This is a genomic window from Allomuricauda sp. CP2A, assembly GCF_001683915.1.
Lineage (GTDB): Bacteria > Bacteroidota > Bacteroidia > Flavobacteriales > Flavobacteriaceae > Flagellimonas.
The window spans coordinates 1-21,772 of record NZ_LXTT01000048.1; the positions used below are offsets into that span (position 1 = coordinate 1).

The 21,772-nt window shown below is 38.2% G+C and carries 20 protein-coding genes; 7 read left to right on the top strand and 13 right to left on the bottom strand.

Going from position 1 to position 21,772, the window contains the following annotated elements; translation table 11 throughout:
• Nucleotides 1-482 precede the first annotated feature (482 nt).
• On the top strand, nucleotides 483-1,412 hold the full coding sequence (locus tag A7D14_RS06525; protein ID WP_067031726.1) for a pyridoxamine 5'-phosphate oxidase family protein: 930 nt from the start codon (nucleotides 483-485) through the stop codon (nucleotides 1,410-1,412).
• 51 nt (nucleotides 1,413-1,463) lie between these two features.
• A complete protein-coding gene (locus A7D14_RS06530) occupies nucleotides 1,464-2,450 on the top strand; it encodes a type I glyceraldehyde-3-phosphate dehydrogenase (RefSeq protein WP_067031729.1) in 987 nt (328 codons plus the stop codon).
• Nucleotides 2,451-2,595: 145 nt separating this feature from the next.
• Here the strand turns inward: A7D14_RS06530 and A7D14_RS06535 are convergent, their stop codons facing one another.
• The 7 genes from A7D14_RS06535 to A7D14_RS06565 all read right to left on the bottom strand — a co-directional run bounded on the left by A7D14_RS06535 (nucleotide 2,596) and on the right by A7D14_RS06565 (nucleotide 8,382).
• A complete protein-coding gene (locus A7D14_RS06535) occupies nucleotides 2,596-3,456 on the bottom strand; it encodes a phosphatase PAP2 family protein (RefSeq protein ID WP_067031731.1) in 861 nt (286 codons plus the stop codon).
• A gap of 142 nt (nucleotides 3,457-3,598) precedes the next feature.
• Nucleotides 3,599-4,993, bottom strand: a complete 1,395-nt coding sequence (locus tag A7D14_RS06540) for an FAD-containing oxidoreductase (protein WP_067031734.1) — start codon at nucleotides 4,991-4,993, stop codon at nucleotides 3,599-3,601.
• Nucleotides 4,994-5,199: 206 nt separating this feature from the next.
• Nucleotides 5,200-5,757 (bottom strand): sigma-70 family RNA polymerase sigma factor, encoded by a 558-nt coding sequence (locus A7D14_RS06545; protein ID WP_067031737.1) that lies wholly within the window; start codon nucleotides 5,755-5,757, stop codon nucleotides 5,200-5,202.
• 18 nt (nucleotides 5,758-5,775) lie between these two features.
• Nucleotides 5,776-6,120 (bottom strand): hypothetical protein, encoded by a 345-nt coding sequence (locus tag A7D14_RS06550; protein ID WP_067031740.1) that lies wholly within the window; start codon nucleotides 6,118-6,120, stop codon nucleotides 5,776-5,778.
• A 251-nt stretch (nucleotides 6,121-6,371) separates the two neighbouring features.
• A complete protein-coding gene (locus tag A7D14_RS06555) occupies nucleotides 6,372-6,860 on the bottom strand; it encodes a YHS domain-containing (seleno)protein (protein WP_067031742.1) in 489 nt (162 codons plus the stop codon).
• Nucleotides 6,861-7,047: 187 nt separating this feature from the next.
• Complete coding sequence (locus tag A7D14_RS06560; protein WP_067031745.1) at nucleotides 7,048-7,455, bottom strand: nuclear transport factor 2 family protein; 408 nt, start codon at nucleotides 7,453-7,455, stop codon at nucleotides 7,048-7,050.
• 285 nt (nucleotides 7,456-7,740) lie between these two features.
• On the bottom strand, nucleotides 7,741-8,382 hold the full coding sequence (locus A7D14_RS06565; RefSeq protein ID WP_409552671.1) for a peroxiredoxin: 642 nt from the start codon (nucleotides 8,380-8,382) through the stop codon (nucleotides 7,741-7,743).
• 88 nt (nucleotides 8,383-8,470) lie between these two features.
• Here A7D14_RS06565 and A7D14_RS06570 point away from each other — a divergent pair, with 88 nt between their 5' ends.
• Nucleotides 8,471-9,223, top strand: a complete 753-nt coding sequence (locus tag A7D14_RS06570; RefSeq protein ID WP_067031787.1) for a LytR/AlgR family response regulator transcription factor — start codon at nucleotides 8,471-8,473, stop codon at nucleotides 9,221-9,223.
• Between the two features lie 234 nt (nucleotides 9,224-9,457).
• On the opposite strand, the gene A7D14_RS06575 is transcribed toward A7D14_RS06570, so the two are convergent.
• Together A7D14_RS06575 and A7D14_RS06580 are read right to left on the bottom strand one after the other, a co-directional pair.
• Complete coding sequence (locus A7D14_RS06575) at nucleotides 9,458-10,507, bottom strand: response regulator (RefSeq protein WP_067031749.1); 1,050 nt, start codon at nucleotides 10,505-10,507, stop codon at nucleotides 9,458-9,460.
• Nucleotides 10,497-16,280 carry an ATP-binding protein gene (locus A7D14_RS06580; RefSeq protein ID WP_067031753.1) on the bottom strand — a complete coding sequence of 1,928 codons (5,784 nt, stop codon included), beginning with the start codon at nucleotides 16,278-16,280 and terminating at the stop codon, nucleotides 10,497-10,499. The genes A7D14_RS06575 and A7D14_RS06580 overlap by 11 nt, the downstream gene beginning before the upstream one ends.
• Before the next feature lie 256 nt (nucleotides 16,281-16,536).
• Here A7D14_RS06580 and A7D14_RS06585 point away from each other — a divergent pair, with 256 nt between their 5' ends.
• From A7D14_RS06585 to A7D14_RS06595, 3 genes are all read left to right on the top strand, one after another.
• Nucleotides 16,537-17,319: a helix-turn-helix domain-containing protein gene (locus A7D14_RS06585; protein WP_067031756.1), complete on the top strand. Its 783-nt coding sequence runs from the start codon at nucleotides 16,537-16,539 to the stop codon at nucleotides 17,317-17,319.
• Nucleotides 17,320-17,554: 235 nt separating this feature from the next.
• On the top strand, nucleotides 17,555-17,722 hold the full coding sequence (locus A7D14_RS19990) for a hypothetical protein (RefSeq protein ID WP_176712374.1): 168 nt from the start codon (nucleotides 17,555-17,557) through the stop codon (nucleotides 17,720-17,722).
• A 363-nt stretch (nucleotides 17,723-18,085) separates the two neighbouring features.
• Nucleotides 18,086-18,787, top strand: a complete 702-nt coding sequence (locus tag A7D14_RS06595) for a cysteine hydrolase (RefSeq protein ID WP_409552673.1) — start codon at nucleotides 18,086-18,088, stop codon at nucleotides 18,785-18,787.
• Between the two features lie 597 nt (nucleotides 18,788-19,384).
• On the opposite strand, the gene A7D14_RS19820 is transcribed toward A7D14_RS06595, so the two are convergent.
• The 4 genes from A7D14_RS19820 to A7D14_RS06610 form a co-directional block, all read right to left on the bottom strand.
• The gene (locus A7D14_RS19820; RefSeq protein WP_141673254.1) at nucleotides 19,385-19,540 is read right to left on the bottom strand and encodes a lmo0937 family membrane protein; all 156 of its coding nucleotides are present in this window, start codon (nucleotides 19,538-19,540) and stop codon (nucleotides 19,385-19,387) included.
• A 21-nt stretch (nucleotides 19,541-19,561) separates the two neighbouring features.
• Nucleotides 19,562-19,762: a hypothetical protein gene (locus A7D14_RS06600; RefSeq protein ID WP_067031762.1), complete on the bottom strand. Its 201-nt coding sequence runs from the start codon at nucleotides 19,760-19,762 to the stop codon at nucleotides 19,562-19,564.
• A gap of 297 nt (nucleotides 19,763-20,059) precedes the next feature.
• On the bottom strand, nucleotides 20,060-20,398 hold the full coding sequence (locus tag A7D14_RS06605) for a cupin domain-containing protein (RefSeq protein WP_067031764.1): 339 nt from the start codon (nucleotides 20,396-20,398) through the stop codon (nucleotides 20,060-20,062).
• 199 nt (nucleotides 20,399-20,597) lie between these two features.
• The gene (locus A7D14_RS06610; RefSeq protein WP_067031767.1) at nucleotides 20,598-21,158 is read right to left on the bottom strand and encodes a helix-turn-helix domain-containing protein; all 561 of its coding nucleotides are present in this window, start codon (nucleotides 21,156-21,158) and stop codon (nucleotides 20,598-20,600) included.
• 133 nt (nucleotides 21,159-21,291) lie between these two features.
• Here A7D14_RS06610 and A7D14_RS06615 point away from each other — a divergent pair, with 133 nt between their 5' ends.
• Entirely contained in the window at nucleotides 21,292-21,510 is a 219-nt protein-coding gene (locus A7D14_RS06615) for a hypothetical protein (protein WP_067031770.1), read from the top strand.
• Nucleotides 21,511-21,772 lie beyond the last annotated feature (262 nt).

Genomic DNA, 21,772 nt, shown 5'->3' on the forward strand with positions numbered 1-21,772 from the left:
TTTTTAATATATTTTATTGCCATTGGTAATTGTTGGTTGATTTATAATTAATTGATATATAAATAGAATACATATTCTGCATGCCGACTAAAGATGAAATGGATGGTTATAATTCAAGTCTTTATTAATTTTCCTTATTACTGCCAATAATCTACAGGATGGACTTTTGTCCAGTATGATCTTACAGCTCAGCCCTTCTCTATAGTTATGAATAATTGAGCCCTGAGATTATATTTGATTGTATCAATCAATAATAATCAAAAATAATCATTTTTAGTGATTGGCCAAATAAAAAATGAAATTGTAAACCGATACAATATCAAGTACTGTATCTAAATCGGCCATTGGGAATTTCCTGCCAGAAAAAATAGAGGTATTATAATTCCCCATCCTTGTCAAAACTCAAAATGTAATTGGCTAAAAAAATATGAAATAAGCAGTTGAGAAATTAAGTTCCATCACAAAAATCCTACTAACGAGATATGGACAACGAGATATTTCATAATGGCGAACTTGCCGTCCAGCGCAAACTTGGAGTGGAGAGAGAGGCCAGCCGGCTCAAAAGGATGATAGCCCCTGCGATATCTCCTCAGATAATACCATTTATCGAGGCGCAGGCCCTAATCTTTGTTGGAAGCACCGATGCAACAGGACAACCTTGGTCATCGGCCCTATATGGAGAACAAGGATTTTTACAGGTTCCTGAAAGTACGGAGATGGTAATCGACCGGGAAATGATAAGGAGTCCCAAGGGTGATGTGTTCTATGCAAATATCGAGACCAATCCAGAGGTGGGCTTTCTTTTCATACACCCCGAGTCTCGGACTCGCTTCCGGGTGAACGGGTATTTGACACGGCAGGGCAGGAAGATTAAGGTGCGGGTTGGGGAGTCCTATGGTAACTGTCCAAAGTACATCCAAGCAGGAAACTTAGTCATTGACAATACCTTTGATGCCAATCGAGGTACAGTGTTTCAGGGATCGGCCCTTGATGACAGGGGGTTAGAGATGATATCCCGTAGCAATACCTTCTACGTCTCCTCGAGAAACATGGACGGAAGGACCGACACCTCGCACCGGGGAGGCAACGATGGGTTTGTTTCCATCACACCCGAGGGAAAACTTATGATTCCTGATTATCCCGGAAACAATCTGTTCAATACTCTGGGCAATATACACCAATATCCAAGGACTGGACTATTGTTCATGGACCATGATAACGGGACAGTACTTCAATTATCAGGTGAAGCCCAGGTACTCTATGACAGGGACTCCAATAGGGGACTTACAATCACTGGAGGTACTGGTGTATTTTGGATATTCCACCCAACAAAGTGGATACGGACCGAGGGGCATTTCAACGGGGCCTGGGATTTTCATTCCTACTCCCCCTTTAACCCAAAAGTAGAATGACAAGTCCCCTTGTGGGACATTTCAAATAATTAAGAATAATAAATCAAAACAATGAAAAAAATTGGAATCAATGGAATGGGCCGTATAGGAAGGGCGTCCTTGAAGATCATCATGGATACCCCCGGACTTGAGGTCGTGGCCGTAAACGATATAGCCCCCCTTGACAATATTGCATACCTCTTGCAATATGACAGTGTCCATGGGAAGCTGGATCGTAATGTATCGGTGTCGGAAAACGTCCTTACCGTGGGAGACCATGAAATCCGCTTTTATAGTGAAAGAGAACCTAAAAATATCCCTTGGAAGGAGATTGGGGTAGATACCGTGATAGAGAGTACTGGAGTCTTCACCAAGGAGGAGGATGCTTCTATGCACATTGAGGCAGGAGCCAAAACCGTTGTAATATCAGGTCCGACCAAGAGTGTTGGGGTTCCCACCGTGGTCCATGGGGTTAACACCTCGGACGGAAAGGTATCCATTTTTTCCTGCGCCAGCTGTACCACCAACAACATCAGTCCGGTGATAGAGATCTTGGGGAGAAGAATCGGTATAAAGAAGGCAATCATGACTACGGTCCATGCGGATACGGCATCCAACAGTATCGTGGATTCCCCTTCGGGAAATGTAAGAATGGGACGGTCGGGCCTGAACAACATTATCCCCACAACCACTGGTGCGGCAGTGGCTACTACGAAGGCAATGCCGGAATATGCTGGAAAGTTCGACGGAATGGCCTTCCGTGTTCCGGTGGCTGTGGGATCCGCTTCTGATATCACTTTGGTTACCGAGCGGAAAACCTCCGTGGACGAGGTTAACTCTATATTTAGGGAAGAGGCGGCAAGCCCACGTTACAAAGGTGTATTTGCTGCAGTGGACCAACCCTTGGTATCCAGTGATATTGTAAAGGACCCACATGCCTCTATAGCTGACCTTTCCATGACTAAGGTGGTGGACGGAGATCTGTTGAAAGTGGTGACCTGGTACGATAACGAATGGGGATTTGCCAATCAGATGATACGACAGATACTTGTTAATTAATGTCTTGCAGGTGAAGTAGTCTATCTCCAAATCCCTATTTAAAGTGCGCTACGTCTTTAAATAGGGAATTTGGTTACTCCTTTATTTGTTTGACTTTTTCTACGTGTTGTGAAATATTCAGGTTGATTCTCTTCATAATTTTCACCTAAAAATTCATGGCCACTCCAACACTGTTGGGCTTTAATACCAATCGCCAGCTCACCCTTTTTTCTACATTTAATTTTTCCTGTTCTGAGGGATTTCCGTAACGCTTGCCCAGATAATTGTCGATTGCCTCTACTGTTGCTACACTTAAAGCAACGCTCAATGCAATATCCGTTAGCCAATGGGCACCGTTCCAAAGTCGCGTTAGGGGAGGAATGCTGCCCAATAGATAGATACCACCCTTTAACCAAGGATTCTTGAACTGCTTGGCCAAGGCATGGGCATTACTAAAAGCGAGTGCTGTGTGCCCAGACGGAAAAGAATGAAAATCGGAATCACGTTGAAATGGGCGAAAATCATTTTTCTTTAACCCTGATCTTGGTCTGGCCCTACCCACCAGTGATTTGGATATTTGTTGGAGTAAGCCGGTAGCTGTAGCAGATGAAATCATTAGTACTCCGGTTCTACGTATCCTATCGTTGTTGGTGAAAAGGCCAGTGAGATAAACAATGCCGTTGAATGCATAGTTATTTTGCGGATTACCATAATACCATCCGTAATCTTTAACTAGCTTAGGTATATGCGGTTCCTGATTACGGAACCACATATCAGCTTCATCGTCAATGGTATACAAGCCCATGATGCCAATTACAACACCTCCAAAAAGCCCAACTTGCTTTTCCTCCCAGGACAATGGACGAACATAGGCGTGACCAACACCTCCTACAATGTTGTTCAAATCATAGGTGAACTTTTCCCAGTTGTTATTTGTGTTAGGGGTACTATTATCAATCTGCTGGGAAAATGCCGTTGAGGCACAGAACAATAGTATGGATAGCATGTTGATACAATGAATTTTCATGATTCAAACCTACTGTAATGGCATAGGCCTTTTTTTATGGAAATAGGCACCATATTCAATTATTGCTCATTGTTTTGAATGGAAAAACCTAGGCGATGCTCTGGGCTTTTTATTGAATGATGTGATATGGGTTTCTGTAAGCTTACGCTACAGTTGAAGATTTTTGGAAGTTTATCGGCTTCAATTCACCCAACATAGTAGGTATGAGTTCTGATACCGTAGGGTGTATATGTACGGCATTCAATAGGACTTTATACGAAGCTTTTGCATACATTAAATCCAACATTCCATGAATGATTTCATCTCCATTCAGGCCAAGAATGGTTGCACCCAGGATTTGCTCTGTATCCGCATCAATGATTACTTTCATGAAGCCGTTCTCTTCGCCATTTTCCCTCGCACGTGCAATTTTTGAGAAAGGTCTGTGCGCCATTAACAGTTTTCTATTTGTTTTAAGAGCCTCCTTCTCTGTAATTCCAATTCTTGCCAAAGGTGGATCGGTAAATAGGGCATGGCATGGAATTCTATTTTTTGTCCCTTTGTTTGTATCTTGAAAAAGAGTATCTGCCACAATTTCAAAGTCATTGTACGCGGTATGTGTAAAAGCTCCTTGGGCATTCACATCTCCCAAGGCCCAAACACCGTCCACATTCGTTCTCAAAAAATCATCAACTTCTATATAGCCACGCTTATTTAGGACAATGTCAGTATTCTCTAAACCAAGGTCGTGGGTGTTAGGTAATCTGCCTGCAGCAACAAGGAGATGAGTACCGGACAAAGTTGTTAGTCCATTGTTTGAAGCAAGTTCTAATTTAATTCCATTGGCATTTGGGAATGTTTGAACACATTTCGCTCCTAAAAAAAATTCAATCCCTTCTTTTTCTAGGATTGTTTTCAACTCAATGGAAACATCGGTATCCTCCCTTGACACCAATTGAGGGCTGGACTCAATTACAGTAACTTTGCTGCCAAACCTACTGTACATTTGGGCGAATTCCAATCCGATATAGCTACCACCCAAGATAATCAAGTGTTCTGGGACGAAGTCGACATCCATAATGGTGCTATTTGTGAAATAGGGGATATTCTGGACTTCATTTGGTACTTGTGCCCTGGTTCCAACATTAATAAAGATTTTGGGAGCCGAAAGGTGTTTGTTCCCTACTTGGATTACCTTGTTCTCCAAGAATGTGGCATGACCTTCAATAATGTCAAGACCAGCAAGACCCGATAACCATCTTTGCAAACCTTGTGAAGATTTTTGTACAATCTCATCTTTACGCCTTTTTACGGTTTTCATATCTGTTTCAACAGGGCTATGTATTGTAAACCCGAATTCGCTTCCTCTTTTTGCCGTGTATATGGCTTTGGCGCTTGCAATCAATGTTTTGGTTGGGGTGCAACCGTTGTTTACACAGGTGCCACCTAACCATTTTCGTTCAATCAATGCTACTTTTTTACCATTTGAGACCAATTTGGCAGCAAGTGAAGGCCCAGCTTGACCTGCTCCAATTATTATTGCATCATAATTTGTCATTATACATTTTGGTTTTATGTAGTGTGGAGAAATACACAGAATTTGTTTCCTGATTACTTGGTTGATCTGGGTATGTTACATGAAATCTATCGATTGTTCATTTTTTCACCCTTGCTTTGACCCTACGCGATATTTCAATAGATTTTATGCCCACGGAGTATATATATAACTGTAGGTTCGACCAAGTTTTCCATATAATTTCATTGCTAATTCCCATTCCACCAATTCTCATTTAGATATTGTTGAAGTTTCTTCCTAGCTCTATGTAGCGATACCCAGCAAAGCGATTGGCTAATTTGTAATTCTTCGCAAATTGCGTCTGTTTTAAAGCCTTTTTTCTTTAGTTCCAAAACTTGATGCTCACGTTTGGATAAAATGCTCATCCCAGAATTAAGAACCGATTTCAAATCATTTTCATTCATGCTTTGTGGAATGGGATCATAGGTAAATTCATAATTGTGTTCCATTTTTCTTTCAGAGCTCAATCTGGATTCTATGTTTTCCCTGATGTGGTACCTTTTGTTATTGTTCCCGCGATAGTGGTCTGCGATTTTATACTTTAAAATAGCTGTTAACCATACCCTTTCACTGGAGGCCCCTTTAAATCTATGTGCGGAGTTCAATGCAGCAAGAAAGGTGTCTTGTACAATGTCTTCCACCAAGTCATGGGGTAGTTTTTTATATGCGAAATGAGACAGATATCTTTTGTAATTGTGTACCCAATTTTGGGGTTCCAATTGTTGAATGGAATGATTGGTTTGCATTGTTAATCTAATCGGTTTTTAATTAAAATTTTGTTTTACAACTACTGTTGTTTCCTCTATTGTTGGACTTATCCTAATTGAATTTTGTAATAACTTGTTCGATTTGAGGTATTTCCTTATTGAAGGATTTTGGGTATAAACCTCATATTCCATTCTACGGGCATGAACCATTATTCGCTCGATCAAAGCCAGTATAACCTCTTCAGCCAAATATTTGGATTTGTTGATGTTCAAAAGCATTAGCTGGTTTTTATTTACAAATTGATATTCGATGGATGCGGATTGGCCATTCAGAATAAACTCATAAAACAATTTATCATCATCGCTTCTGAATATGAGGGGAATTATGGCGTTCTCGTACATGATCTTTTTTTCTTATGCTAAAGCTCCCAATTATTTAGGGTGTAATTCTGGCAGATTATGCTGTTTTGTTCTCAAATTGCTCTTTGTATTGGGTTAGAAAGAACCAGAATCGTTTTGTATTGATCTTTATGCGATGTGAAAAACAAAGAAGGAGTAGATTATTTGTCTACTCCTTCTTTCAAAGGTTTTTTTGAATAAACCTAATTACAGTAAATGACAGTTCAATATTTTTGCTTTTCCATCCAGTGAAATTAGCTTTTGAATTTTTCCATTGATGCCCAATTCTTATCTGCTTGGGAGATATGCTTGCCACTGCCTTCTTTTTCCCAAACTTTCACAAAATCCCCTTCAACATTTTTGGTGAACATATAAAGTTTTCCGTTCACGATTCTGAATCTTGATGGGTCTGGCTGGAATTTTGCACCAAGAGAAACTGCAAAGGCACACCACCCCCCATATTGCGGTTTGTATTTTAAAGGGTTGGCATCAAAAGTTTCTTTTTGTTTTTTGTTGGTGAAATAATAGGCCACTCCGTCATAAGTGGATTTGTACTTTTTGTTGCCTAGCTCAGCCTTTTCCAAATCAACATAGGAAACAGGACTATACCCTTCCAATGCGATTTTACTGTCATCAATACTGTAGCTATGGGATTGAGCAGAAACTACACCAAAACCCATGAATAGGATAACAGCAAACCCACTTGCTTTTTTAATTAAATTAAGATTACCAATAGTTTTCATTTGATATATTTTTTATTAGTGAATATGATTTGAGGGTAAAAGTATGTTGGTGATCAAGATGAAAATTTAGTCTATTAACCCTCTTATCGAATACTTGCTTTTTTTACTCAGTGTTTTGATGGAAATGAAAAAAGCAGGATGTTGTTGGCATCCTGCTTTTGTCTATCCCCGTTTACTGTAGCACTGTCTATAGCTTTCGCTCTGATTCCAAAATAGGAAGGTCATTGATACTGGCATACCTTTTTCGCATAAGACCATTTTTGTCAAACTCCCAATTCTCGTTCCCGTAGGCCCTGAACCATTCACCGGACCGATTGCGATATTCATACTCAAATCGGACTGCAATTCTATTCTCCGAATGGGCCCAGTATTCCTTTTTCAATTTATATTCCAATTCATTTTCCCATTTGTTTGCCAAGAACTTCTGAATTTCCTCCCGACCATTAATGAATTGGGAACGGTTACGCCATTCGCTATCAATGGTGTATGCCTCAGAGACTTTTATTGGGTCTTGACTGTTCCAGGCATCTTCCGCTAATTTTATTTTCTCCTCAGCACTTTCACGCGTAAAAGGAGGTATAGGTTTTTTTCTCATTTTTAATGTGTTGGTATTGTTACAAAAAAATAGGTCATCCGGACAACCATGCTAACTACTAACTCAAACTAAATATTTATGTGCAATGTCTTTAAGTTTAAAGAGTTCTTGACAAATATCTTGGAAGGATTTGGCACAAAACGTTTGCTTTATGCTTCTATATTCTGTAATTGCCTTTTTATACCTGGATACGAATTGTTTTGTGATTGGAAAGTACTTTCGAAGTATACAAATGGGGTAGGGAAGAGGGTACTTCTACTTGGTAATAATTTGTGGCAGTAAGCGTTAATCCGCCGATGGATTTGGAGTAAATCTTAAATATTCTGCTTTTTTGGGAACTTTATAGGGATATAATTTTTCGGCCTCTTCATTACTTAAGGAAGGATCTACGATAACATCATCACCTTGCTTCCAGTTGGCTGGTGTAACAACCTGATGTTGGCTACTTAATTGTAGTGCATCGATTACACGAAGAATTTCATCAAAGTTTCTGCCTACAGACATGGGATAAGTCAAATGCAATTTTATTTTCTTATCAGCACCAATTATAAAAACAGATCTAATGGTATGCGTGTCAGAACTATATTTATGGATCATACCATATAATTGGGCAATTTTGGCGTCCTCATCGGCAATTATCGGAAATCCGATTTTGACATTCATCGATTTTTCAATTTCCAATTTCCAACCGTTGTGGGATTCCAAACTATCCACACTAAGAGCTATCGCTTTGACATTTCGGTCACTGAATTCTTTTTCCAACTGTGCTACGGCTCCCAACTCGGTAGTACATACAGGGGTATAATCTTCAGGGTGGGAAAATAGCAAGCCCCAAGAGTCTCCCAACCAATCATAAAAATCAATAGGTCCATTTGTGGTCAATGCCTTAAAATTAGGCGCACTGCTTTCTAACCCTAATGCCATGATAAGCTTCTGATTATAAGTCCTAAATTAACATAATACTTTTATTTAATTTATATTTAAAAAAATAAATGTTTTAAATATTCGGATATTGGTGGAAATACGGGCAGTTATAGTAGATGACGAGGAAAGACACCACAACATATTGGGAAAAATGCTAAAGAATTTTTGTCCCGGAATACGTGTTGTGGGAAATGCCTTTTCAATAAGTGAGGCCATTCCGTTGGTTGAAGGTGAGAAACCGGACTTGGTCTTTTTGGACATTGAAATGCCCGGAGGAAATGGATTTACAATTTTTGATCATTTTGAGGAACCAGCGTTTCAAGTCATTTTTACCACAGCCTTTGATCTTTATGCCATAAACGCCATCAAATATGCTGCTTTGGATTATCTGTTGAAACCAATCAACATACAGGAATTAAAAAATGCTGTAGCTAGGGCGGAAAAAATACTTGAAAAGCAAAGCAAGGTAAACCTAGAAAAAATACAAGTCCTTAAATCAAATATTCAACTTGAGGATAGAAGTTTGACCAAAATAGCGTTACGATCTTCTGAAGGGATTGATTTTGTAGAAGCGCAAGATGTGATTCGTGTTGAGGCCAATCAGGTCTACTCGAATTTTTACCTCCAAAACGGAAAAAAAATCTTGGTATCCAAACCATTGGGTGAATTTGAAAGTATGTTGGAATCCTGTAATTTTTTTAGGGTACACAAATCACACATGATCAATCTTGACCACATTGTTAAATACGTGAAGGGTAAGGGAGGGTATGTGATTATGAAAGATGGTTCAAATGTTGACGTTTCTGTTCGTAAAAAGGACAAATTTCTTAAAAGGTTTGCTTAGACTTTTATTGGAAGTTTTGAAATCTTAATTCAATCCAATCCTTATTTGGCCTTATATTGAAAAATTGATATTTAGTGTTGCCAGATTGGACGCACTGGGGATTTGAGTAAGAAGTGAAGTGGTTTATATTGACAGACGATAACTATAAAACTTTATTGGAGCGTTATCAACAGTTAACCTAACCAATTAACAAGAAGAGTTTATGTGTTGGAATAGTGCCTAAGCATTAAAAGATCAGTGTAAATCATTTGGAAAGCACAGCAATACTATTGTTCCTGCAGGTACATCATTTTCATATAAATCTTCGATTTCCACTTTAAACTCCTTCATTCTTGCATCAGTATTGAGCAATTCCAACCTAGCTTCAATATTGGACATTGCAATCGATTTGTGTTTTTTTGGATTGTTTTTTTCAGCTTGCTTTCTGCCGATTCCATTATCGGTAATAATACAGTTAATCCTATTCTCCTGTTCTTTGACCCGCAATGTCAATTTACCCATACGATCTACCTTCCGTAAGCCATGGATTATGGCATTTTCCAAATACGGTTGAATTATCATGGGTGGGACCATGATGTCCTGAAACTCATCAATTTCCAGGATGATTTCAAAATCAAATGAATTGTTGAACCTAGTTCGTTCCAATTTTAAATAGGTTTCCAGGAAATGTAGTTCTTCCGTCAATGTTATGTAAGGTACTAATGAATTCTCAAGGTTTTGACGCATTAAACCAGCGAACTCGGATACATAATCTATGGCTTTATCTGTTTCATTGGATAAAATGAATTCTTGGATAGAAGAAAGTGCATTGAATATAAAATGTGGATTCATTTGTGAGGACAACATATTCATTCGTGCCTGAAGGGCCTCATCACGTTCATTTTTAATCTGGTTCAAATGAAATCTAGAAGCAGAAATGACCGATGAAACACGGACTTTAAGAACAAGATGGTTAATAGGTTTCCTTATATAGTCCTGTGCGCCCAAGGCAAAACATTTGGTCAGGGTAGTGTCTTCATCCTCTCCTGTAATTATGATAACAGGAAGATTGTGGTATTTGGGATGTTTTCGAATTTCCTGCAACAAATCATAACCACTGATTCTAGGTAAGTTTACATCTAACAAAACTAGGTCAAAATCTTGTCTGTCCAGTCGTTGGAAGAGAAACTCACCTTTGGGTATAAAGGAGATGTCAAATCCTTCTTCGGCCAATATATGATTGACTTGTTCCAACACTTGGCGGTTATCGTCCACCACCAAAATTTTTGCAATGTTATCGGGCATTTATAGTAGTTGATAAAAGTATTCTCAATCCTTCATCGTCACCCGAATAAATTGCTTCTTCAAGTTTATTGAATTCATCTGGGGGTAAGATTGAATTTAACGGTTCGGCCGCAACAACCAATTTTTCAGTTTCAAAAATCGGTAGTCGATTAAGCGAATTGAACGATTTGTTCAATATGTGTTTTTCTTCTTCGCTTAATATTTTAATTGCTTGTTGCTTGTCCTCAATTTCCACGAACAGGTATTTCTTCAATACCCTGACCAGTTCAGATACCTGAATTGGTTTGGTCAGATAATCACAGAATCCTGAATTAAGGGCTATTTCCCTGTGTTCCGTAAAGGCATTTGCGGAAAGACCAATTATAGGGACTTTTTTGTTCATTTTTCGAATTCGTTTCACGGTTTCGAACCCATCCAAATCGGGCATATGTATGTCCATGAAAACAATTTCAGGATTATAATTTTTGGTGATTTTGATTCCAGATTCACCATCTTTTGCCAACATGATCTCAGATCCCAACTCAGCGAATAAGGCCCTGATCATTTCCTGGTTCATGGAATTGTCTTCAACTACAAGGATTTTTTTGTTGGGCGGAATCTTAAAATCTGCCAAGGATGTCTCTTTGTCCTCGACCCAGGAATTCTTTGCTTGTTCATAGGGCAGATAAATCTTAAATGAGGTTCCATGGTCCAATTGACTTGTAACTTCAATTTTGCCATTCAGCAATTCTATCAAATTTTTGGTAATGGTCAATCCCAATCCAGTTCCTCCAAATTTGCGATCAATTCCGGCATCAGCCTGTATAAAGGGATTGAAGATTTGTTGCAGCTGATTTTCTGGGATGCCAATCCCCTCGTCTTCAACGATAAAGACAACAAAGGATTTTTCAAGTTTCACATCAACATAAACGTTCTTTTTTTCGGGCGTGAACTTGATGGCATTGCCAATTATGTTCATCAAAATTTGCTTAAGCTTGCTACCATCCGTATGGATGTATTTAGGAAGGTTGGAACGGAAATTGCACATTAGATTGACTTCCTTTGATTTACCCAGACCTTTATTGATACGGCACACGGAAGTCACCATTTGGTTTAAATTGATGTCCTCTTTGGTAATTGTAAATTTACCAGCTTCAATTTTGGACAAATCCAGAATATCATTGATTACTTCTGAAAGTGACTCGGCACTTTGGTGAATGTTATTCAAGTATCTTTCAAATTTCTGGGTCAAATTCAAATCTTTGCCTTGGTTCAATAAAATTTGAGTGAAGCCTACAATTGCATTGAGTGGTGTTCTTATTTCATGACTCATATTGGCAAGAAACTGTGATTTTGCCTTGTTGGAACTGTCTGCATCGTTTTTTGCGAAGAGAAGCTTTCTTTCAGCTTCCTTTCTCATTTCAATTTCTTGTTGTAGATGTTTTGTTCGTTGCTTTATTCGCTCTTCCAGAGCAACGTTCACTTTTGCCAGTTCTTCTTGGGAAATGGCCAACTTTTTGTTTAGGGCCATAGCTTTTTCGAATAGTACAGAGTTTGTTATTGAAATAGCAGCTTGGGAAGCAATCACCCGTAATACTTCTAGATCACCTTCGGCAAAAAGTCCGGGAACCTGACGATTTTCGAGATAGACCATTCCAACAAGATCATTCTGTTTCAATAAGGGCAGCAAAACCAACGAGGCTATTTGCTTGGATTTGAAGTAACTTTCCTTTTGGGAACAGATTTGATCAACATTGTTGATTTTAATTTCTTTAACGTTGGTTATTGCATGTTCTATTAGGTTTGTGGGAAGATCGTGGAAAGACTCCAGTTCAAGTTTCAAGAAATTATCCTTGTTGTGGTCTTTAGTGTCTATAAGTGCCTCTACATATGGTATTTTGTTCTTGATAAGAACAAGGGCCCCTTTATCAGCACCCGCATTCTCCATGACAATGGTTAAAAGACGTTGCACTAATTTATCCAGATTAACTTCCGCTGAAATGGCCTGGGTAGCCTTTATTAAGCTTTGGGCATCAAAGCTTGTCATGGCTTTTTTATCAAGCCTTTCATCATGTGTCATCTTCAAACCTTGAAAATCGGGATTGACAAAATTCTTGGGCTTTGATATTTCTTCAACGGCCACCTCTTGTAGACGGGACTTTAGAAAGCTATACTGGTTATCAGGCAATAGGGTGCCCCCTAATTTGAATATCAGAGCGCGTATGGTTTTTAAATTTCCATTTTCTGACCAACGGAGGGAATCCTCTAAATGAAGCACGGCCGATTCGTAGTTTTGGCGGTTGCAACTTATCAAAAACTCCACCATCATAATTTCTGCCCTAAAATTCTCTTGTGAACTATTGCACCAACCCTTCAATCCTGCCTGACGTTCTTCTATACTTACTAAAAAAGCTTCGGAAGGGTTATCTTCGAGCATTAACTCACAAACCGACTTTAAAATCTTGTGTCTAAAATAATGTGGCTGTGAAGTGGCATAGACAATGAACTTTTCGTTTGATTTAATTTGTTCATATGCCTCGCCATATTTTCCTAGGAGACAATAAGCCAAGCATTTGTGAACATAGTGTTCGGCCAGCTCAGCAAATAGTTTGTTCTCCATTAGAAAGTCAATAGCTTCTTGCTCAACTGTTTTGTTCCACTTTGAATTGCTTTTATGAAGTAACTGAAGGTTATTCTCAAAAAGTGAGATTTGGGAATTGATGTTTCTTAGGTACAAACTTGATAGAAAATTCGTCGCTTTCGAAGACTTGATGAGGTACTCGGGAAAAGCCGAATCCGATAACATCTGGTTCCTCAACTTAGTTTTTAAGAAGATGTATGTGCACGCCATATCCCCAGAATCCATACAAAGCGATGTCCATTTATCTAAGTCATGGTGGACCTTATCGAATGAGCCTCTAAAATGTCCAGTAAGATTGTAAAAAATTGAAATCGTGCGGGTCTTATATCTGTCGGATTTTAGCTTCTCGGCAAGAATAACGCCTTCATTTCCGAATTTCAGACCTAGATCAAACTTACCATATCTGGAAATCAACAATGACCCCAGATGTACCAGTGCTAATGATGTGGAATCGGTAATTCCTTTTTTGAGTGAATGATTGACCATTTTCAGCACAATCAAGGGATACAGATCCTGATTGTTAAATAGTGCCGAAGAAGACATATTGGCCAGTACCTCCATAAAGATCAAATCATCATGATCTTCCATCTGTTCTGTAGGAACAAGCTCATTTATTGGTATCTGCTCTATCATTGCAATTAGGGAAAGATATTCCCGTTGAATGAGTGATTCCAGTACGCCATTGTTTAAGATATCTTTAAATCCTTTTCCTAATAGTTCAAGGGCTTTTAGTCCTGCATTTATATTATCCTCATAATGTGCATAAACTTCATAAAATTTCATGCACATCAACAAAGTCTCTATTTTTTGTAAATCACTTCTTGCTTGGGCCATGGCCTTTTTGGCAAGGGCATTTCCCTTATCCACATCATCTAATAGAAATTGAGTTTTTGCAAGACCCAGCAGTAAAGCAAATTGATGTTTGGAAATATTGAATTGTCGACTCAGAGATAAACCAAAGCTTAAATATGCATTGGCTGTAATGGGGGAATTGGAATCATTTGCCGCTTCCGCAGCTTTAATGACATATTCAAGGGCCTGAAGAGCTGTATTTTTGGAGTAAAGCCCCTTCGCTTTCATGAGATGATCAACGAGTTGGTTTAACTCCAGCGAACTTTGGGTTTTGCCCTTGGCAATTTTGTATTGAGCAATATTGAAATGTAATTCTTCATGGTTAAAGTCAAATCCAGGAATATCCAGGAATAATGCAACCTGCTGGATTTTAGTATGATTAAAAGCAAAAATTCCCTTGGATGGATCAACTTTGGTTAGTAAGCCCGCTTGATAAAGGATTTCTAATAGAAGATGGACAATCTTTTCTGGAAATCCACATATTTCAATGAGCAAAGGCATGTCAAAAACTCCATTGTTATAGGCAGCTACTTTAAGCAAAACTTGTGCTTGATAAGATTGTAATGCAATTTGGTTTTCTACTAGGGGCACTACATTTTCCGCTACCTCTAGCTCCTTTACCTTTATCAATTCAAAATTCCACCTATGGGTTTTTTGGTCGAAAGTGAGTACCTCTTGGTCATAAATGAGCTTCAGAAAATGATTTATATAATATGGATTTCCACGGGTCTTCTCAAAGATAACCTCTGCTAGTTGATTGATGTTTTTACCTTTTTCGGACAGCGCTTTGCCAACTATTCGTTTGACAGCTAGTTTAGTGAGTGATTTCAGCCGAATAGTGGCCGTCAAACTCTTAGAGTCTTCTAATTCCTTTTGTAATTGTAGCAACGGATGATTTTCATCGATGTCTTTCGGATTATATGCCAATACAAACATGACCCTGGATAAAGAGGCACTCATCAAATACTTTATCAACCTCAGAGAAGGTAGATCCGCACAGTGCGCGTCATCCAAAAAAAGCACTCGTTTCAGACCAAGTGAATCTAAGACGCGACAATATCTTGCAAAAACATTTATGAACCTATTCTGGGTTTCGATTGGATCTAACTTTTCTGGAGGAGGGATCTTTCCAGTTAGTTCCTGTAGGTCTGGCATGACATCATAAAGAAGGGATAGATCGGATCCCAATCCTTCTTTAAAAGCCTTCGCAAGTTCCTTATGACTACACCCAGATTGTATGAAAATCCTTTGGACAACATTTTGAAAGGCTGTTTGAAACCCCAGATATGCAGACGTATAGTATTTATCAAACTTTCCGAATGAAAACAATACACCGGGACTGACGACGTTTTCGGCAAAGGCCCTGCCAAAACTCGATTTGCCCATCCCCTCACCTCCTTCAACGAAAACAACTCCAGACGCCCCATTTTTTACACTATTGTAAACGGAAACTAATTTTTCCAACTCCTCCTGTCGCTCACAATAAACCTGATCTAGCTTTAAAACACCCGGATTATAATCCAAACTCAATTTTATATTACTTGTACTATGTCCGGTTGGGTACACATCTTTGATGCTGTTCAAATCCTTGATAATACCCAATGCCGAATGATATCTTTCGGACGGATTCTTGCGTAACAGCCCGGAAATAATCTTAAAAATACCTGTTTCGCTCCATGGACAATCATTGGAAGCTTGGTAGCTTTTGGTGAGATGTTGATGCATTATTCCTTGACCGTCTGGTGCGTCGACAAAGTAATTTCCGGTCAACCAATAATTTAGTAATATCCCTAGGCCATAAAAATCTGCTCTTTGATCAGGAATGTGATTGGTCCTTGAATTAAATTCGGGAGCTGCATATCTATATGCAGATTTTCCATATTCTGTAACATTTAAGCTATCGTATTTTTTTCTGATGGCTCCAAGACCAGTGATAATAAGGTTTCCATTTTCATCAAACAAAAAACGTTCCTCGTTCAGCAATCCAAAGCAAAAGCCAGCTTGGTGCACAGCTGAAATTGATTTGGAAATCATCAAGGCCCAATTCAAAAAGTATTTAAATTCAGACTTGTTCTTGGGTGGAGAAAATACATTTGTTTTGTACGCAGGTATGGAATAAGATATCTCACCGCCCTCTTTGATGGTTATATCCTGAATAGAACTGTAATCAAAAAAACCAAATTTCTTCAGGGCTTCTATGGCATATGGCTCTATTTCTTCATTTAAATGCTCTACAACAAAATACCTATTGGACAGGTCATCTTTCTTAAGGTCCACATGCAAAGATTTTGACGCAATCATTGGGAATAATTTAATCTTCAATGTAGTGAAATTATGTGAAAGCATGGCTACGTTAAGAAGCTTAACAGCTACGTTAAGAAGATCTTTTTTGACAAATCATCATTTCGTTTCCGCTTGTTTTTCAAAGACTCCAAAGAAGTTTTACGCTTATTAGAAAAATACCTACGCTTAAACACTTCAGCTAGTAATGTCATGATTGTTAAACTAGTTTTGAGTCAATAAACAATAGTCAAGAAACTCAATAAAATCAACTACCATGGAATATGTAAAGAAGCTTAAAGAAATTATAGAGGAGAAGCAAAGAGTAAGAAAATTGGCCCATAAAAAGAGCGTATTTCTTTTTCTAATAAGTAATGGGAAGAACCAGTTGGAATCTGATGCAAACAAGGATTATCAATTTCTTTTTCAATTAGAAGTGTTGAATGCCAATGTTGTTGAAGGTCCATTGGTGATAGGAATGTACAATGGGGTATTTGGAAAGATGAATCTAGATATGGAGTATGATAGTTTTCAAAAGCAGTCCTTATTGGATGATGCATTGAGCAATCAATTGGCCATTTACTTAACACAAGAGCTCTTATATAGACCAAGTGAGGATAAATGGTACTTGGAGAATATGATTGTCACTATGGCCGATTATCTGGTTAAACAGACTTCAAGAAACCTAACAAATATTGATGGACATAAAATGGGTATAACGCCTTTTCAAATGCAAAAATTGAAAAACCATATCATAGAAAATATGGATCATCAAATTAGCACCACCGATTTGGCGTCTTTAGTGAAGTTAAGTGTGCATCATTTCATTAGAATGTTCAAGCGGACTACTGGTGAGACCCCACAACAATTTGCAAAGCGGTTGAAGATGCAACGCGCTAAGGAACTACTGCTGTACTCCGAGGACAATATCATACAAGTAGGTATGGGAATAGGTTGTGATAACGCCAGTCATTTTACGCAATTGTTCAAAAGTAGCTACGGTATTACCCCCTTGAAGTTTAGGAAAGCACATCGGCAGATGACCCGTGCTGCTTCTTAATTCTGAAGTTCAAATTCTAATTCTGTGAAAATGGAATACCAAGGAAACTACAATGAGTTGAATGAGAAAAAGTTCAAAATGGTCAATGTCCATGAAGATTTTGCGCCACTTATGAAACGTATTAAGAGACATATTGAAGAATCGAGATTCGATTGTATCATTTGCTTGAATTAGCATTGACAGGAAACATCCCATAAAATCAGTATAGATCAATATTTAATATCAAAATCCAATCATGAAAATAAAAGAAATACTTACAGCAATTCCATTTAATGACTGGGTATCGGTTTTATTCCGTAATCGAATCAAAAGCACACCTGAGGTCAGCAGTCACAATACCAACTATTATGATTCCGGAAATCAAGCAGATTATTACTGCGATGAAAATGGATGGTTCATTTGAAACCGGCAGTGTCCATTTATATGTGACCGTATCATAAAACTTCACGCTCTAGCTTTAATGGGACCCTCTTCTTTTCCCAAAATCACCCTTGGACTGTTCCTTGGGTGATTTCTTATTTTGAAATGGAACCATTGGAATCTCTAAGACACTACAATCAAGGAGCAAACATTGAACATCTCAGCTAAGATTGCACAAATTCAGCTATTTACTGAAGCTACTTTTGGGTTAAATAACAATTTGGGATTATTGGATGGCATCTTCCACAACTCGATTAAAATGTCGCTCCATAATCCATCGAAAATTAAAATAATATTTAACGTAAAATCAAGAAAAATGAAAAGTAAGATTACAAAAACTCTATTAATGTTGATGGTATTGATAGGTTCAAGCTACAAGCTCAGCGCGCAAATCCCAGATCCAGGATTCAAAGTGGATAAAACTACCGCAATTGTTATAACGGATCCACAAAATGACTTTTTAAGTCCCAAAGGGGTAACATGGGGTGTAATTGGAGAAAGTGTTATAAAGAACAAAACTGTGGAAAATTTGGAAACGTTGTTTAAAATAGCAGAATCAAACGGTATCAAAGTATTTATTTCTCCCCACTATTATTACGAGCATGACCACAAATGGCATTTTGAAGGAGCGCTTGAAAAATTAATGCATGATATAGGGATGTTTGATCGTGGAGATCAATTGAACAAAGAAGGTTTTGAAGGATCGGGAGCCGATTGGTTGCCGAGATATAAAAAGTATATTGAGAAAGATTTTGTAACTGTTGTTGGTCCTCACAAAGTCTATGGCCCTGAGCAAAATGATTTGTCCCTTCAGTTGAGAAAGCAAAAAATTGACAAAGTGGTATTGGCCGGAATGTCAGGTAATCTTTGTGTGGAATCCCATCTTCGAGAATTATTGGAAGACGGTTTTGAAGTAGCTGTTGTAAAAGACGCTACAGCTTCGGCTGTCGCTCCAGGTTTTGATGGCAATATAGCGGCCGAAATCAACTATAGGTTTGTTGCCAGCCATGTATACACTACTAAAGAGTTTGAATCACTCTTTAAATAGGCTGTGCAATTGTGTTTAGTGTGTTGGGGCAGGGTGAAAACCCTGTCCTTAAACCTCATAGTTCTCTAAGGTGGTTTGATAACAATTACAGCTCTGGTTAACTGACTGTGATTTGTTCCGAGTTAGGAATGAAATAAGGAAAATACATGAATGTGAAAAATTCCATTAATGAAATTTCAAATGAATGCTGATTGAGGGCAATTTCTTTTAGTTTTTATTATACTAATTTGTCGTATTTGGAATCAAATAGTGATTTTTGGTATCTTCAATTTATGAAATGCCATAATTGACTGAAAAAGAGACCAAAAAGGCGACCCAACGAGAGAAAAAATTGTTAACAAATTGATATTCAAATATTTGTAAAATATTTTCGCATTCTGTCGCGATCACCAGTAATTAAAGGGCCTTGGAGAGTTTTACTTTTCAAGGTCTTTTTTACTATGGAAAACTTCCACAGGAGTTGAAAAGGACAGAATGTATTATTGGTCTCTATGCGTGCAATAGAAAAACGGTAAAGGAATTTTCCTCCACCGTTTTAAATCTTTAATCAACCAGAAGGTAACAATGTTCAACTTTTAGTTACGAGTATGCCTATGGCTACCCGATCTTTCGGCCCTGAACAATTCTTAATATAACCGCAATGAGCGCAATGACCAATAATATATGTATTATTCCTCCCGCATTATATCCGAGAAATCCAATGGCCCAAGCAATGATCAATACTACAGCTACCGTGTAAAGTAAGTTTCCCATAATCTTATTTTTTTGTACAAATTAATTCGTGTTATTTTGGGTGAGGTCTTTTAATGCTTGTCCCAGCTTATCCATATCGCGGTCAAATTCAATCTTGAAAGATTCCCATTCATCATCGCCCTCATCTTTGTAGTAGCTCATTTTTTCTTTCAGCGATTGGTTTTTTTGCTCCAATACGGCAAGTTCTTTTTCAAAATCCTGTTTGGTAGCATTGCTTTCCATCTTGGCTTTTGCCTTTAAATCGGCAATGGTCTTTTCATTTTTTTGGTAACCGGGAGTACCGCGCCGGCCATCTCCCCGATAATGTTCACCTGTTCACTGCCGTGGGCACCACTATTTTGGTGTTTGTTTGTAAAGACGTTTCCACGGCCTGCAAAACCCAAATATCTCCCCAATATTAAAATCAGGCCCCTTTGCGTTGGACGAACGATTTCATTCCTATCAAAAGGATAATCAAAAGGGGAAGAAGGATGATAGGATAACTATACATTACTTGCTGTTTTTACATTGTTTGGGATACTACTCATACCCACTTTTAATAATGGTAGAGATCATTTTAAAGCGTTCGTTGGCCTTAATGGTATTTCTGGAGTGGGCAGGGATGATGATTGAATGCCCGGTTTCCAATGTATGTGAATTGTCATTGATCAAGATCTCGGCCCTGCCTTCGATGATTTGGATGAACGTATCGAAAGGGGATATTTTTTCCGTTAGGTTTTCCCCTGAATCAAAAGAGACCGCGGTTACGTTTCCAGTAGTTTTTTTTATAATGGTCTTTATGACCACTGCATTGGGAACATATTGGATGATTTCGACGATTATAAAGACTTTTGATTTTTCAACTTCTGTATTCTCCATAGCTAGTATTTTTTGGGGTGGGAAATTATATGGACTTCATTTTTTAAAGGGTACCCTAAGCTAAAGATGAAGAAACTTTGTGGATAATGTATTACATAAGAAAGATGAAGAGTTATAGTATTCCCACATTTGTTGTGTTGCTGTTCAGCTTAAAAAGTCCTACAGCTATGGGGTTTTTGATGGAACATTTTCCCATGGATTATAGATCTTCCAGGTTTTTAAAGCGTTTCTCTTTCAGTTTTTTGTAGTACGAGGGGGTGAGTCCCGTAATTTTTTTAAACTGATTTGATAAATGTGAGACACTACTGTAATGCAGCTTAAAGGATATTTCGGTTAGATTCAATTCATCATAGAGCAACAATTCCTTTACTTTTTCTATTTTGTTCAGAATGATAAAATGCTGAATGGTGATTCCCTTTACTTCGGAAAATGTATTTGCCAGATAGGTGTAGTCATACCCTAATTTTTCGCTGATGTAATCCGAGTAGTTTACCTTGGGTATCTCATTCGAATAATGGATCATTTCAATGATTACCGATTTGATTTTTTCAATGATGATCTTCCTCTTGTCGTCAAGAAGTTCTAGTCCATATTCCTTCAGATTTTCACGTAACCGATCTCTTTGATGATCGGTGATGTTTTCCAAGATTTCTATGGTTCCAAGATCCACATTGACATAATGGAGACCAAGTTTTTTAAGTTCCTCCTTCACCACCATTTTACAGCGCAAACTCACCATGTATTTTATATATAGCAGCATTTTTGAATTAATTTTTATAAGGCGAGCAAAGCGATATGGTCGTTACTGTGTGATTTATATAACTCTTTGAGGGAATCATGTAAAGAACAGCAGTGAATTTAAACTTACCTTCTGTTGATAAGACAGTAAGGCCATGCAAAATGTAGAAAGAGGAGATCAACTGATGAAAGAAATTTTTGATTTGACCCTTTCCTTTCAAATGGAGTTCCCTGTAATATACGACAATTTACTGGAAACACCACTCTTTATAAACTATGAAAACAAAGGGATATCAGAAATGGAATTTGAGGAGTATTACAAATTCCTCAAGGCGCAGCTCCGGGTTTTCACGAAGGGAAAGGTTATGATGTAAACCGTATAGACATTGGGCTAAATCTGTGTTCATTTTGTTGTGAAAATTTAATCCGGAGCAAATTAACCTATGATATATGTAAGATTTATAGGGAATTCTGTAGCGAACTCCCTAAACGTAAGCACGATCTTTGTATTGTTCATTCAATCAGAAAATTAACAGTAACCATTTATATGCTATGAAAAAGGAAAATTTTATTCAAGTAGTCCCTAGAAAGATCAGGCGCTTCCTGAGGCCGATGTTTTATAACGGAACGGATGGA